This window comes from Dyadobacter chenwenxiniae, from assembly GCF_022869785.1.
GTDB lineage: Bacteria > Bacteroidota > Bacteroidia > Cytophagales > Spirosomataceae > Dyadobacter > Dyadobacter chenwenxiniae.
In genome coordinates this window covers 626,270-638,792 of the sequence record NZ_CP094997.1, presented here as the reverse complement: position 1 = coordinate 638,792, position 12,523 = coordinate 626,270, and the positions used below count along the sequence as shown (strand labels likewise).

Here is a 12,523-nt window from a genome sequence, read left to right as displayed (position 1 = left end):
AAGTTTGCCCGATTATCTAATTTCGGCGCTCACAACAAAGCTTCCTATGTCGCACTTCCCTGTCACGAGCTCGAACTTGTCAACCCGTCATATCGCGGACTTTCTTAAACAAACCTATTTCCCCAATGTACAAGTATCGTGCCGACTTTTGAAAGCGGGGATCAGTCACACCTATCTTATCAAAGCCCGGGAAGAAAAATTCATCTTCCGCATTTACGCATTGAACTGGCGAAGTGAAGTGGAAATCAATGAAGAGTTGCGTTTGCTTTTGCATTTAAAGGAGAACCATATCCCTGTTTCCTATCCGCTTCCAGACACAAACGAGCGCTTCATTCAGTCGCTTGGTGCGCCGGAAGGGATGCGCCTGGCCGTTATGTTTTCCTATGCAGCAGGCGAAAAACAATTCAATTTCCCGCCGGATCTGCACTTTCAGATCGGTTCATTGATGGCCCGGATGCATTTGCTGACGCAGGATTTCCATTTAGACCGGGTGACTTATACCAGTCAGGAAATTCTAATCGATTCGCTGAATCACGTCAGTGAATTTTTGCCTGATAATACCGAAGAAATGGCCTTAATGCGTTCCATGCAACAATTTTTGCTGGAAGAATTTGATAAAGCAGATGAAAGTCAGCTGCGAAAAGGCGCGGTGCATCTGGATATCTGGTTCGACAATCTCGTCATCGACAATGCCAATAAGGTAACACTTTTTGATTTCGATTTTTGCGGAAACGGCTGGCTTTGTCTCGATTTGGCTTACTACATTTTACAAGTTCATAGCATCGAAAGGGATCCTGAACAATGTCATTTGAAAGTCGACAATTTCTTGAAAGGCTATGAATCGGTAACGGCCATCTCCGCAGAAGAAAAAAGAATTATTCCCATGCTAGGCGTGAGTCTTTACTTCTTTTACCTGGGCATTCAGTCACAACGTTTTCATGATTTTTCCAATGTGTTTTTTAATGAGGTTTACTTAAAACGCTTCATCAATCTTTTGGTGAAAAAATACTTTGACACTGCCGTTGTCCCACAACATTAAATTTAAAATTCAGCCAAACACACTATCAGTATGACATTATTCAAAATCTTGTTCCCCATCATTTGCATCACCGGCATTTATTTTCTGTTCAAAAGCATTGGTAAAATCATGGAAGTGTATGGCGGTAAAAAAATTGAATTTCCCGCTACTTCCATCATGGATCAGCTTGAACTGGATGCCGCGGGGACATTTGAAATTGCCTATAAAAGACCATCACTAACCGGCATCATTCCCTCCGACTGCCACTTCAAACTCAAACGACATGCAGACCAGCAAGAATTGAAGGTGTTCAACAAAGTAAATTTGTTGGGTATGCGGAAAGATATGTCGGGAAGCCGTGTGGTTCCGATTGCCGAATTCAACCTTGAGCAGCCGGGCACATACACATTGCGTATGACCGAGTCAGAGGATTACAAAAAAGGGGACAAAATACAGATCACTGCCAAAACGGGCTCCAAAGGCTTTATCGCCATTTTCGCAATCATTATTTCCGCATTTGCAACCATTGGCGGACTTGTTTTGAGCATTCTTGCTTTTATGAACAAGCTTTAAATTAAACGCCTTCGGTCACTTTCTTCATTTTAGCGAGCCCTGTTTTCGCAACTAACAATGCGTCCTGCGCATAGTAATCTTTGTTGAAAACTTCAAAAGAAAGAATGACGGGGCGATCCGGGTTTTTGAGCGATTTTAAAAGTTCTTTCAATGGTGCTACGCCATCGCCTGCATACACACGGTCGGCATCTGTAATGGTTTCGCGCGGGGGCGTCGCAGGATAATCGTTAATGTGAAAAATCTCAACCAATGGCTTACCAACATCCTTCACCGCATCCATGCCCGAGCCGCCTTTGTGCAAATGATAAACGTCCATGAGTAGTCGCGCCGACGGATGTCCTGACTCCACAGCAACATACAAGATCTCTCCTACCCGGCTCAGATTTTTAGAAAAACCCCAAAGTTCCAGATGCGGAACCACGCCCGTTTTATCACCCAATTCCAGAATGGTCCGGTAACGCTCAGCCACTTTTGCCAGATCCAGCGAAGCGCCCGTAGTGGCACCCATCGGAGGTGCCGCAATGCGCGGACAGCCGATTTGCGCGAGTTGGTCCATCTCTACTTTCAGCTGTTCAATAGCCTTCGAACGTGCAGATTCATCATCCACGATCCAGGTCGCAAAACCGATGGCGTCTTCCACCTTAATGCCCAGGTCATCAATGATCTTTCTGGCTTCCTTTAACGTTCCGCCTTCTTTCAGATAGTCCTGCAAAGTGTTAATCCAGATTTCCACCGATCCAAACCCTGCTTTCGCGGCCACTTCCAACTCCTTCCTGAAACCCAGCTTATGACCACGCAATGTGCTCATATTGAGGGAATAAATGAAAGACTGGGATTTGGTCGGTGTTGCTTCGGCTGGTAACATTCCTGCGCCCGAAACGGCCAGGATAGAGGATAAAGCGGTTCTGCGGTTCATTCAATTAATAGCTTATTGTACACGGATATCTTGGTAAAGGTGCAACAAGGAATAATTTACCGAAAGATGATGTAAATTGATTGACAAAATCACCTTAAACTACCCTCCCTATGGAACCCGAAGCATACAAAGTTCCCGTCAAAACGAGCATTGGACACGTCCATCTGAAAGTATCCGACCTGGACAAAGCACTGGATTTTTATTGCGGCCTGCTGGGATTTGAAATCATGGCACGTTACGGAACGCAGGCAGCATTCATCTCAGCAGGCGGTTACCACCATCATATTGGCCTCAACACCTGGTATAGCGCGGGCGCTCCTGCCGCACCGCAGCATGGCGTCGGCTTGTTTCACACCGCTATCCTTTATCCTACGCGCAAAGATCTTGCGATGATTTTCAACCGCCTGCAACAGGCTGGTTACCCACTCTCCGGCGCCAGCGATCACGGTGTTTCGGAAGCATTGTATCTCAATGATCCCGACAACAATGGCGTGGAATTGTACTGGGACCGTCCCAAAGAGCTTTGGAATTTCATGCCCGACGGAACGGTCGAAATGTACACCAAGAACCTCAATTTGAGAGGCTTACTTGCTGAACTTGGCTAAGGTTTTCAGTATTTCATCATTAAAGTGAGCAGTTTGCGGTCGAGCTTGTGACCGTGCCAGTCCTCGTACGCGACATCGTCGCGGCGCGAATCGAGCACGCCAAAATCACCCGCAAATTCCCAAAGTGAGAAACCGATTCCGTTGGATGTCAATATGTCCAGCACATCGCCGAACCAAGCCAGGAAGACTGCATGAGGCGTTTTATTCCAGCATCCGCATTCGCCGCAATGCACGCCGACGCCTTTGCCAACCATATCGATCCACGGCTTGTAAAAGCTTTCCAGCATCGCGCGGCTCAGATATTTGTCTCCCACCTGCCCCGGCCATTTCGGCTCGGGAAGATTGTTGGGGTCTTTATTTGCCCAGGGTGCTTTGTAATGTGAAATAATTCCCGGATGATAGCCCCGGCAGCTTTGCGCAATGTCCAGATCTGCAATTTCCGGGATTACCGAACTGCCCACATCATTGCCATCAGCAATAATCAGGTGCATCGGATTCTCTTTCCGGATCGCTTCCGAAGCTGCTATGGCCAGTTTCCGGTAGACTGCACCCGGAACAGATGACCTTTTCGAATGCTGATCATTCATATCCTCACGCATGCTGGGCTCGTTCAGCAGATCGAAGCTGATCTTTTTGTTTGACACACCTTTATATCTCTTCGCCCACATATTCCAGTGAAAGCAAAACGCATCCAGCGCTTTCTGATCTGTCCAGAGATTGTATGGTTCGTTGAAACCTGCATTGATGCAGTAACCGGGCGCACGGTGCAGGTTCAGGCTTACGTGCATGTTGTATTTATGAGCAGTGGTCACAAGCTTGTCAATGCGCTCAACAGCCTGTTCATCAATTTGATAAACTTCTTCCGGCGTAATATTGCGACTGCGGTCAAACTTCACATATGCAGGATAAGCCATCGGGATCCTGACAAAATCAAAACCCCAATCGCTCATCCATTTGAATTGTTCCTCGGTGGTCGGCTTCCGGCTGGAAGCCGGGTCTGGCGAAAAGAAATCCAGCAAATTAAAGCCCTTCCATTTTGGAAGCTTGTTTTTCGCGTTCTGATTTTTGAAGGAGAAACCTGTCGAAGCGGCCGCCCCTGCTGCAACGGTTACAGCCGTATTTTTGATAAAAGTCCTGCGATGCATGTTCCGGCATGTTCGTTTGATACTTTTATAAAAATACAAATGCCGTAATGTTATACTTGTGTTGCTGTCGCGGCAATGTAACTTAACGATTGTTTGCCTCTCCTTTTACCTCTCCCTTCTCGTGTTCTTTTTCTATTTTTTCCAAAATTGCATTAAACTCCTTTTCATATTTTGGATATTGCTCTTCGGGTATTTCTTTGCCATCAATCAGCATCGCTTTGATCTTCCCGTTCACCTTCACCATTCGTAACCCTTATCATTGACATACACTTTAAAAGTACTAACCCCATTGCTCGAAATATTTACCTGCGAATGAGAATTAGCATCTGTATTTATTGATACATTCTCATTAACCTCCACATCTTTTGACTGAACAGTTACTGGCTTTTGCAATTTCTTCTTCTTAGGCAATGTGTCCTGATTTACGACTGCAATCACTTTCCGTTCGGCTGGGAGATCCCGCGCCGGCTCGACCTTTGGCTTTGAACTTACAGTGGCTGAAACAACTTTCACGAGAGCTGGCTGCGGGGCTTCCTGCGAGATGGTAGCAGACAATGCGACGGCGGTGAGCAGACTGAATGTTACAAATAATTTTTCCATGGCGTTCAAAGGTTTATTGTTGTTATAAATAATTCGCTTGATCCTGTCCAGCAAGTGATTACGATTTCTCGAAAAAGCCATTTCAAACGCTGAACCAGTCACATGGTACTCCTGAAAAGAAACCAGCGCGTGCACAAATGACGTCTTATTCTCCATCACAGAAATTGCCAGATCGTCACAGCAATGCTCACGCTCTTCCCGAATGAGGCTCGACAGCCATAGCAATGCGGGATTGAAGAAAAAGATGTTTTCACAGAAAATCTGCATGAGATTCACCACGTAATCACGCCTTTTAATGTGTGCCAATTCGTGCAAAACGATGGCCTCGATCTGCGTTTCAGGAAGGTTTATAAATATGCCAAACGGAATGATGACCATTGGTTTCAGAAAACCGATCACCATCGGAACCAGCACGTGTTCGGACTCAATGACCTGAATGGCTTGACTGATTTTCATTTTTTTTGCAAGGATATCAAACCTCAATCTCCAACTTTCGCGAAGTGGATGCGCGTTGTGTTTTTTGACTTTTTGCAGATATAAAAATCCTGCTGTGGCCTGAAAAGATTTAAATGAAAAAACAACAAACCAGATCGTTGCGATTACCTGTGCTTGGCTGCTGCAAAAATCCATCAGATACGAAATCCAGACCCTATTATCACTACCCGCAAATGCTATTTTTTCTGAGATAGAAACTTTGCCAGCTACGGCGAACCGAACTGATTCTGAATTACTTAAATGATTATTAACGAATTCATTTTCAGAAAACAAGAGGCTTGCGAAAGTGTAGGCCGAGGTGAGCACCAAAGCAAAGAGCAATGTCGCCAGCAAATTATACCGCAGCGCCGGTTTCGCCTTTTTGGTCAACATGAGTATCGTTCCGGCGATGACGGCGGCGATCAGGCCCTGCCAAAGCGAATGGATCAAGGTGAGGCTGAGCGCCTGAACCAGTTTTTGAAAATACAATTCATTGAAATTCATGGCCAACCGGGATTATCAAGTGATTACTTATCCAGCTTTTTCAAAAAATCCTTGATCTCATTTAACTCTTCCTGTGAAGTGTTTTTGTTACCAAAAAGCTGCATAACCAGGTTCGAAGCCGAGCCTTTATACATTGAATCCACAAACTTTTCCAGTAACGCACTCTTCGTTTTATCCTCTGCTTCCGCCGGAATATATACATGCTTCATGCTGCTCTCATCGCGTATCACGATGCCTTTTTCAGCCATAATCTGCATCAGCTTCAATGTTGAAGAATACTGCACTGCCCGCTTTTCCTCATTCAACTTATCATTCACAAACCTGACGGTCGATGGGCCGTGCTCCCAAAGCACCTGTAATATTTCCAATTCTGATTTTGTAGGCTCCATTTTACTGATTTTGTGTCAACAGATCAAAGGTAGGAAAAATTTCGTACGAACAAATGTTTAGGTAATTTTTTTTGATTTAATACAAAAAAGCCGCTGCAAGTTAAGTCTGCAACGGCCTCATAATCACATATAGTAGCTGAGCTTACGCCCCTAGTGCCTTCCTTGCGTACTCAACGCACTTGGCTGTTTCCTTCACCGCATCCGAGCCAGCAGGGATCTCATATTCCAGCTCAATGGTTGCCGGGAACTTGTATTTTCTGGCGCGCATGAGTTCCAATGCGGCTGTGATCGGCGTATCGCCTTGTCCCCAAACCACATTGGCGCCGCCGTTTTCCTTGTTTTTCCGGTCCTTTACGTGCATGCTCACAATGTGGTCGTGTTTGGTTTCGATCAACGGGATCGGGTCGAAACCTGCGGCCACGTAATGTCCCATATCAAAGTTCATCGCATTGTATTTCGATTGGTTCAAAGCCGTGTCCCACCACGTTGGCGTTTGTTGCGTGTGGCCGTGGTAACCTACATAAACTTTGTTTTTAGCTGCAATATCACCCAGTCTTTTGGTTTGCGCGGGATCATTCGGTTGTTCAATTGTGGCTTGATTCGCACCCAAAGCTTTGGCCGCCCGGAAGGCATAATCCACTTCCTGATCCGTGTTTTTCTCACCCAATGCCGACGGCTTGAATGCGTAAATGCTCACGCCGGCATCGTTGTACATTTTGCGCAGCTGCACAAATTTGTCCATTGGAACTTTGGCGCGCCATTCGGCCATCTTCACCAGATGTTCGGCTTGGGCTGCTTTTTGCTCATCCGTGAGTTCGGGACGCTTTCCGCCGGTCCAGGGCGGCATTTTTGGCCCCTCGGGCGCGCCGGCGAATATTTCACCTGTCGGCCCCATCAGTTCAATGGCGCTGATATTGGCATCAATGCAATACTTCAAAATGTCTTCCGCGCCGCCCGGCATGCTCCGCCACGAATAAGTGATCGCGCCCACCTGCACGCCGTTGAATAATGAATTGGGTTTGCCCAGATTTTTAATATAAGACGGAAAGCCGAAGCCCGCGCTCGGCAAAAGGCCCACGCCAGCCGTTAAAAGTGCAGATGCACTTAAAAACTGCCGTCTTGAAATTTCGTGTTCTGCCATGATTCGTAAAGGTTAATGATCTGATTGTTAGTAATATCTGCCTACGTATTTATTTTCAACGACTATCTTTTTCATCTTATGCGGGTCAATCGGGCCTTGCTGCGCGTACACGATTTTTCCGCCCGGCTCCACCAAAATCGTGTAAGGCAATGCGCCCTGCCATTTGGGATCGATGGCTTCGATCAGTTTATACTTGTCTTCAACATTGAAGATGTAATTCTTATTGGAGGCGAATTTCCCTTGCAAAAACTTCAAAGCTTTTTCCTTTTTATCAGGGCTATCGGCGCTGATGGACACAAATTCAAAATCGCGGCCGCGATACATGTGGTGCATGGTCATGAAATCAGGAAATTCCGTAACGCAGGGGCCGCACCAGGTTGCCCATACATTGATTAGGCGCAGTTTATCCGTTTTGTTGCCAATCAATTCTTTGATTCCAGCTTCGTCAATGGTTTCCAAAGTCACCGGTTCCTTTGCCCAGCCAGCCTTTTCTTTTTGCACACCGTCTTCTTTGGAGATCCACTTCATGGAGCAGCCAAATGTTTTGGTCGACGGAACAGGGACTGGTTTGTTGGCCAGAAGGGCTTCAATGGCATTTTTTGCATCCAGATTTTTGGGCGTGCCTGTCGGCTTTTCAACGTCGTCAATGCGACCGTGATATTGAAGTTTTCTGGCTTTGTCAAAGACAAAAATGTGCGGCGTAGCGACCGGTCCGTAAGCCAATGCGGTCTTCTGATCGTCGCCGTCAAACAGATAGGGAAAATTGTAAGCCATATCCTTGGCGCGGACTTTCATTTCCTCGTAAGTGTCGCTCAAATCCGTGTAACCGAGCTCATCCAGGCGGATGGCTTTCGGGTCGTTGGAAGAAATGGCGATCAGCGCGAAGCCTTTGGACTTGTAATCAGCCGTTAATTTCTTGATCCGCTCTTCGTAAGCCTGGGCGGTTGGACAATGGTTGCAGGTAAAAACGATCGCCAAAACCGGCGCTGCGGCAAAGCTTTTCAGCGAATATTTTTTACCATCAACGCCCATCAAGTTGAAATCCGGGGCGGCGGCGCCGATCTTCAATGTCTCTGGTTGTTCGGCTTTTACGTGAATGTTTGTAGCAATGAGAACAATAAGCGCAAATAAAATCCTGTAATATGCCCGCATAACGATCTCCTTTTTAATTTGGAATATAATTTAAATCAAAAGCAGATCTGTTACAATAAATTACTGGTATTGTAATATTTATTTGGGTAATTCAACTTGGGCTGTTGTCTTCAGATAAGCAACCAACTCCGTCACTTCCTTATCCGACAATGCTTCCAAAAGCCCCGAAGGCATCATCGAAACCGGCGTCACCTCGCGCGTCTGAATGTCGGATTTATTGATAGCAACCGCATCCTGCCCTACAATGCGCAATGTGACCTGTCGCTCGGTTTCCTTGGCAATGTTGCCTACATATGTGCGCCCGTCGCGAGTGGTCACGACCACCATTTTGTAATCGTCCTGAATTTCGCCGCTCGGATCCAGAATGTTACCCAGCAGATAATCCAGATTAGCACGGTTCGAACCGGTCAGTTCCGGGCCGATGATGCCGCCCTCTCCATATAGCTTATGACAGGGCGCACAAGTTCTTTGGAAAATCATTCGACCGTGGTTGCGGCTGGCTTCGGAAACGTTCTTATCCGTTAACAGGCTTTTGTACTTTTTATAAGCCTTTTCATCGAACGCCACATGATCAATCGGCCCCCAAACTTCTACAAAACCACTTCCTACCACTCGTCTGAGCTGACGCGCTACATAGGTGGGAATATCCTTTTTGGGAATTACATTTTTGGAAATGGCCTGAGTGAGCAACCAGCCTGATTTTGGCCTGGAAGCCAGTGTTTGGATGGCTTCCGCTTTTTCGGCTGTATTGAATTTCGGATATTGATCAATAAGCAATTTACCCAGCAGTTCGCTGTCGTAGCCTGCCACGGCGCGGATTGCGTCGAGTTTTAAATCATTGTTTTTAAGCAAATTAGGCAGTTCAGCAACTAATTCAGGCCGTTGTCTGGTTGCCAATGCCTGCAATGCTTTTCGCCGCTGATCGACGGGTGCATTTGGGTTTTGTAATGTTACCAAAAAGTTTTTTGCCGCCTCTGTGTCCCCAAAATGCTGTGAAATTTCAAGTGCAAGCTTGGCCGCCGGTTCGTTGGCTTGCTTTAATGATGCATAAACCGCTTTCCAGTTTGCCGGTGTCTTAATGTCCGTCCGGCCTTCAAGCCCATCGCGCATGCCTTCCATGAGCGCCACGTGATTTGCAGGCATTTTACCAATAGCGGCTACAACCGTTTCAACAGCATCTGCATCCACCGCACGGCGGGCGATAAACTGCGTTACCATTGGAATTTTACTTTTTCCAGCCATTTCCAAGGCTCTGGCAGGATTGGTTTTGACCAAAGGCTCAATGCCATACCAGATCATTTTGGGAATGTTGTGATCCCCGGCATCCGTCTGGTTGGCAATCAGATTTTCTGCAATGCTCCAACGTTGCGCCTCATCCATGCGCTGCAATGCGGACGCCAGATAAAGCCGCACAACAGGCGATGGGTCTGATTTGGAAAGCTTTACAAATTTGGCAATGTCTTCGGTTGAAGGCTTATTGTTTTCACATAAAAACTGAATAGCCCAGCCACGAACATACGGATCGTTGTCATCCAATGCCTTTGACAATGCATTCATGTCTAAGCCGTTAGAAACCTGCAAGGCCCACATGGCGCGCAGGCGATAATCTGCATTGCTGTCTTTGGAATAAATACTTGTCAGCTTTTCGAGCGCATCTTTCGAAAGTTTCCCCTTCGCAGCCCGGTTCTGCAAGATAATCCTTGCCCGCCGCGCGTGCCATTCGCTTTTGCTTGTTTGAAGATCTGCCAGTTGCAAATCCGACATTTTGGCTAGGTCGTCATAGCGTCCTTTCCAGTTTTCAGCATGGGAAACTTTGGGCATAATCCTGAAAATCCGGCCTGTTTCTGAGTTCAAAACGTCCGATCCGCAAATATCGGCGTCGTGCCAGTCGAGCACATACATGCCGCCTTCCGGCCCTATTTCCATGCTGAAACCGACCCATTGCGCATTGTTGGCCATCATAAAATCATCGCCGTGCTTGCCACTAAAACCCGAGCCTTTGGGTGTGAGAATGTCTGATAAAATGCCGTGCTCGTGAATGTTGGCCATGAATATTTTGCCGCGTTCCGATTCGGGAAAAGCGTCCGACAAGTAAACCCTTGCACCGCCATGCGCCGAGCGATGCGTGTGATCGGCGATGGTTTTGATATCATTATAAACATACGGATTGAAATGCTGTCCGCCTTGCCGATGGTAAATGCCGCCTGGAATGACATGCCACAAATGCGGGATCACGCAAGCCGTCATCAGCAACTGGCCTTTTGCATCATAATCGATCCCCCAAGGATTGCTGAAACCATGCGCTACAACCTCAAAAATGGCTTTCGTAGGATGGTAACGCCAAACGCCGCCATTGATATCGACGCCGTTTTCAACTTCAAAGTTTTCCGGAAATGGATCCTTATGCTTGTAAAGTTTGCCTTTGTCTTTTGGCTTTCCCACCTTTGAAGGCGTCGCAAAGCCCTGCAAACCATATAACCAGCCATCGGGACCCCAGTGAAAACTATTCAGTGTTTCGTGCCGGTCGCGGATGCCCCAGCCGGTTAAGCGGACTTCAATGTCCTCCATATCGGCCTTGTCGTCGCCGTTTTTATCCGGGACAAAAAGCAAATTGGGTGGGGCACCCACGAACACGCCGTCAAAACCAACCGCAATGGCTGATGGAAACGCGATGCCTTCCATAAAAACTTTCCGGCTGTCAGCAACGCCATCACCATTCGTATCTTCCAGAATCAGGATGCGGCTGTCACCCGCATTGGAAAAGCCCTTTCCTCTCGACTCATAATCCTTGTTTTCCGCAATCCACATCCGCCCTTTATCGTCCCAGCAAAACGCCATCGGCTGTGTCATCATCGGCTCGGAAGCATAAGCATTGACCTGAAAACCATCCTTAATGGTCATCGCCTCAACGGCTTCCTGCGCGCTTAGGAATTTGGCTTCCTTACCCTCTTTTTGTGCAATCGCCCATAATGCTGCCGTGTTGTAAGTGCCGTTGTTTCCAATGAATTCACCAAATGTTTTATTCAATTCCACATCATTCAGCTCACCGGTGTAAATGACCAGTTCGTGCTTAATGGTCTCGGTATCGCCTTTTTTAATGTGCCAATCGGCTTTTCTCGCTCGTGCAGGACCTGCGCCTAATTGCGTGTCCACGCGCCAGGTTTGCGGATAACCTTTGTTTTCCGGATGGTCCAGAATGGCAATGTGGGCGAGGTTATCGCGGCCTTCAACCTGCATGCCGATGTCCACCCACATGGCGGCCTGGCCTTCTGCTTTTTCGTTTTTTTGTCGCGCAGCATTGATTACGTCACCCTTAATGCCCTCTTTCCAGGGCATCCGCACAAATAATCCGCCGTAATCGTATTTCCCAATGGTCACGTCCGTCTGCGCTTCGCCGTTCCATTCGAGATCGAGCAGATATTTGCCATCTTTGAAGCGCATGGACCAGTTTTGCGTTTCGGTCAAAACCGCCTTTCCCGTTGAATCGAGCAGGTTATAGACTGTTTGCCATTTCACTTCCGTGCCTTTTGCCTCAATCACCCTGGCCGAAACCCTTTTCCAGTAATCGCCGTCGGGATGGTGAAAATAATCGCGGCCGTTGACGCGTGTGTATCCCCAATAAATGCCGGTCTGATGCTTGTGATGGCCAGGGCTATATTCGGTGAGCACGCCTTTGCCGTCTGGCGCAACGATGGGGTGCAGATATGGCCGGAAATTTGCTTTGGCATTTTGCACCAAAATCGGCTTTTTATCTGTTCCGCTAAATATACTGATGGTCTCTCCGGCTTCGTTTTGAACGGCAGTGAGGGAATTTTCAGCAACCGGCGTCTTTTTGGAAACTGCACTGGAATTTTTGAAATTATATCCGAAATTGAAAAGCAGGAAAAGAAAAAAAAGCGGGGCTGACCTGACAAGATTCATAGGCTTTGCGATCGGATAATGGTTGGGGAAAGGGCTTAGAATGATTGGAAAAGCACAAATTCTTATTGAAATACTCTTGATTATT

At 47.1% G+C, this 12,523-nt stretch carries 11 protein-coding genes; 3 read left to right on the top strand and 8 right to left on the bottom strand.

Annotated elements, in window-relative coordinates; translation table 11 throughout:
- Positions 1-46: 46 nt before the first annotated feature.
- Complete coding sequence (locus tag MUK70_RS02620) at positions 47-1,039, top strand: phosphotransferase enzyme family protein (RefSeq protein ID WP_234655506.1); 993 nt, start codon at positions 47-49, stop codon at positions 1,037-1,039.
- A gap of 30 nt (positions 1,040-1,069) precedes the next feature.
- Complete coding sequence (locus MUK70_RS02615) at positions 1,070-1,591, top strand: hypothetical protein (RefSeq protein ID WP_234655507.1); 522 nt, start codon at positions 1,070-1,072, stop codon at positions 1,589-1,591.
- A 1-nt stretch (position 1,592) separates the two neighbouring features.
- Here the strand turns inward: MUK70_RS02615 and MUK70_RS02610 are convergent, their stop codons facing one another.
- Positions 1,593-2,507, bottom strand: coding sequence for a sugar phosphate isomerase/epimerase family protein (locus MUK70_RS02610; RefSeq protein WP_234655508.1), 915 nt, complete (start codon positions 2,505-2,507; stop codon positions 1,593-1,595).
- 110 nt (positions 2,508-2,617) lie between these two features.
- Between MUK70_RS02610 and MUK70_RS02605 the strand changes: the two genes are divergently transcribed.
- Positions 2,618-3,112, top strand: coding sequence for a VOC family protein (locus MUK70_RS02605; protein ID WP_234655509.1), 495 nt, complete (start codon positions 2,618-2,620; stop codon positions 3,110-3,112).
- A gap of 5 nt (positions 3,113-3,117) precedes the next feature.
- On the opposite strand, the gene MUK70_RS02600 is transcribed toward MUK70_RS02605, so the two are convergent.
- The 7 genes from MUK70_RS02600 to MUK70_RS02570 all read right to left on the bottom strand — a co-directional run bounded on the left by MUK70_RS02600 (position 3,118) and on the right by MUK70_RS02570 (position 12,438).
- Positions 3,118-4,257, bottom strand: a complete 1,140-nt coding sequence (locus MUK70_RS02600) for a glycoside hydrolase family 5 protein (protein ID WP_234655510.1) — start codon at positions 4,255-4,257, stop codon at positions 3,118-3,120.
- Positions 4,258-4,339: 82 nt separating this feature from the next.
- On the bottom strand, positions 4,340-4,501 hold the full coding sequence (locus MUK70_RS02595; protein WP_234655511.1) for a hypothetical protein: 162 nt from the start codon (positions 4,499-4,501) through the stop codon (positions 4,340-4,342).
- On the bottom strand, positions 4,495-5,835 hold the full coding sequence (locus tag MUK70_RS02590) for a M56 family metallopeptidase (protein ID WP_234655512.1): 1,341 nt from the start codon (positions 5,833-5,835) through the stop codon (positions 4,495-4,497). The genes MUK70_RS02595 and MUK70_RS02590 overlap by 7 nt, the downstream gene beginning before the upstream one ends.
- A gap of 23 nt (positions 5,836-5,858) precedes the next feature.
- Positions 5,859-6,224 carry a BlaI/MecI/CopY family transcriptional regulator gene (locus MUK70_RS02585; protein ID WP_234655513.1) on the bottom strand — a complete coding sequence of 122 codons (366 nt, stop codon included), beginning with the start codon at positions 6,222-6,224 and terminating at the stop codon, positions 5,859-5,861.
- Positions 6,225-6,366: 142 nt separating this feature from the next.
- Complete coding sequence (locus MUK70_RS02580) at positions 6,367-7,365, bottom strand: sugar phosphate isomerase/epimerase family protein (protein WP_234655514.1); 999 nt, start codon at positions 7,363-7,365, stop codon at positions 6,367-6,369.
- Between the two features lie 27 nt (positions 7,366-7,392).
- The gene (locus tag MUK70_RS02575; RefSeq protein ID WP_234655515.1) at positions 7,393-8,517 is read right to left on the bottom strand and encodes a redoxin domain-containing protein; all 1,125 of its coding nucleotides are present in this window, start codon (positions 8,515-8,517) and stop codon (positions 7,393-7,395) included.
- A 78-nt stretch (positions 8,518-8,595) separates the two neighbouring features.
- The gene (locus tag MUK70_RS02570) at positions 8,596-12,438 is read right to left on the bottom strand and encodes a PVC-type heme-binding CxxCH protein (protein WP_234655516.1); all 3,843 of its coding nucleotides are present in this window, start codon (positions 12,436-12,438) and stop codon (positions 8,596-8,598) included.
- Between the last annotated feature and the right edge of the window lie 85 nt (positions 12,439-12,523).

Coding starts and splice junctions, on each gene's coding strand:
- MUK70_RS02620 (WP_234655506.1), top strand. CDS start 47: ATGTCGCACTTCCCTGTCACGAGCTCGAACTTGTCAACCCGTCATATC.
- MUK70_RS02615 (WP_234655507.1), top strand. CDS start 1,070: ATGACATTATTCAAAATCTTGTTCCCCATCATTTGCATCACCGGCATT.
- MUK70_RS02610 (WP_234655508.1), bottom strand. CDS start 2,507: ATGAACCGCAGAACCGCTTTATCCTCTATCCTGGCCGTTTCGGGCGCA.
- MUK70_RS02605 (WP_234655509.1), top strand. CDS start 2,618: ATGGAACCCGAAGCATACAAAGTTCCCGTCAAAACGAGCATTGGACAC.
- MUK70_RS02600 (WP_234655510.1), bottom strand. CDS start 4,257: ATGCATCGCAGGACTTTTATCAAAAATACGGCTGTAACCGTTGCAGCA.
- MUK70_RS02595 (WP_234655511.1), bottom strand. CDS start 4,501: ATGGTGAAGGTGAACGGGAAGATCAAAGCGATGCTGATTGATGGCAAA.
- MUK70_RS02590 (WP_234655512.1), bottom strand. CDS start 5,835: ATGAATTTCAATGAATTGTATTTTCAAAAACTGGTTCAGGCGCTCAGC.
- MUK70_RS02585 (WP_234655513.1), bottom strand. CDS start 6,224: ATGGAGCCTACAAAATCAGAATTGGAAATATTACAGGTGCTTTGGGAG.
- MUK70_RS02580 (WP_234655514.1), bottom strand. CDS start 7,365: ATGGCAGAACACGAAATTTCAAGACGGCAGTTTTTAAGTGCATCTGCA.
- MUK70_RS02575 (WP_234655515.1), bottom strand. CDS start 8,517: ATGCGGGCATATTACAGGATTTTATTTGCGCTTATTGTTCTCATTGCT.
- MUK70_RS02570 (WP_234655516.1), bottom strand. CDS start 12,438: ATGAATCTTGTCAGGTCAGCCCCGCTTTTTTTTCTTTTCCTGCTTTTC.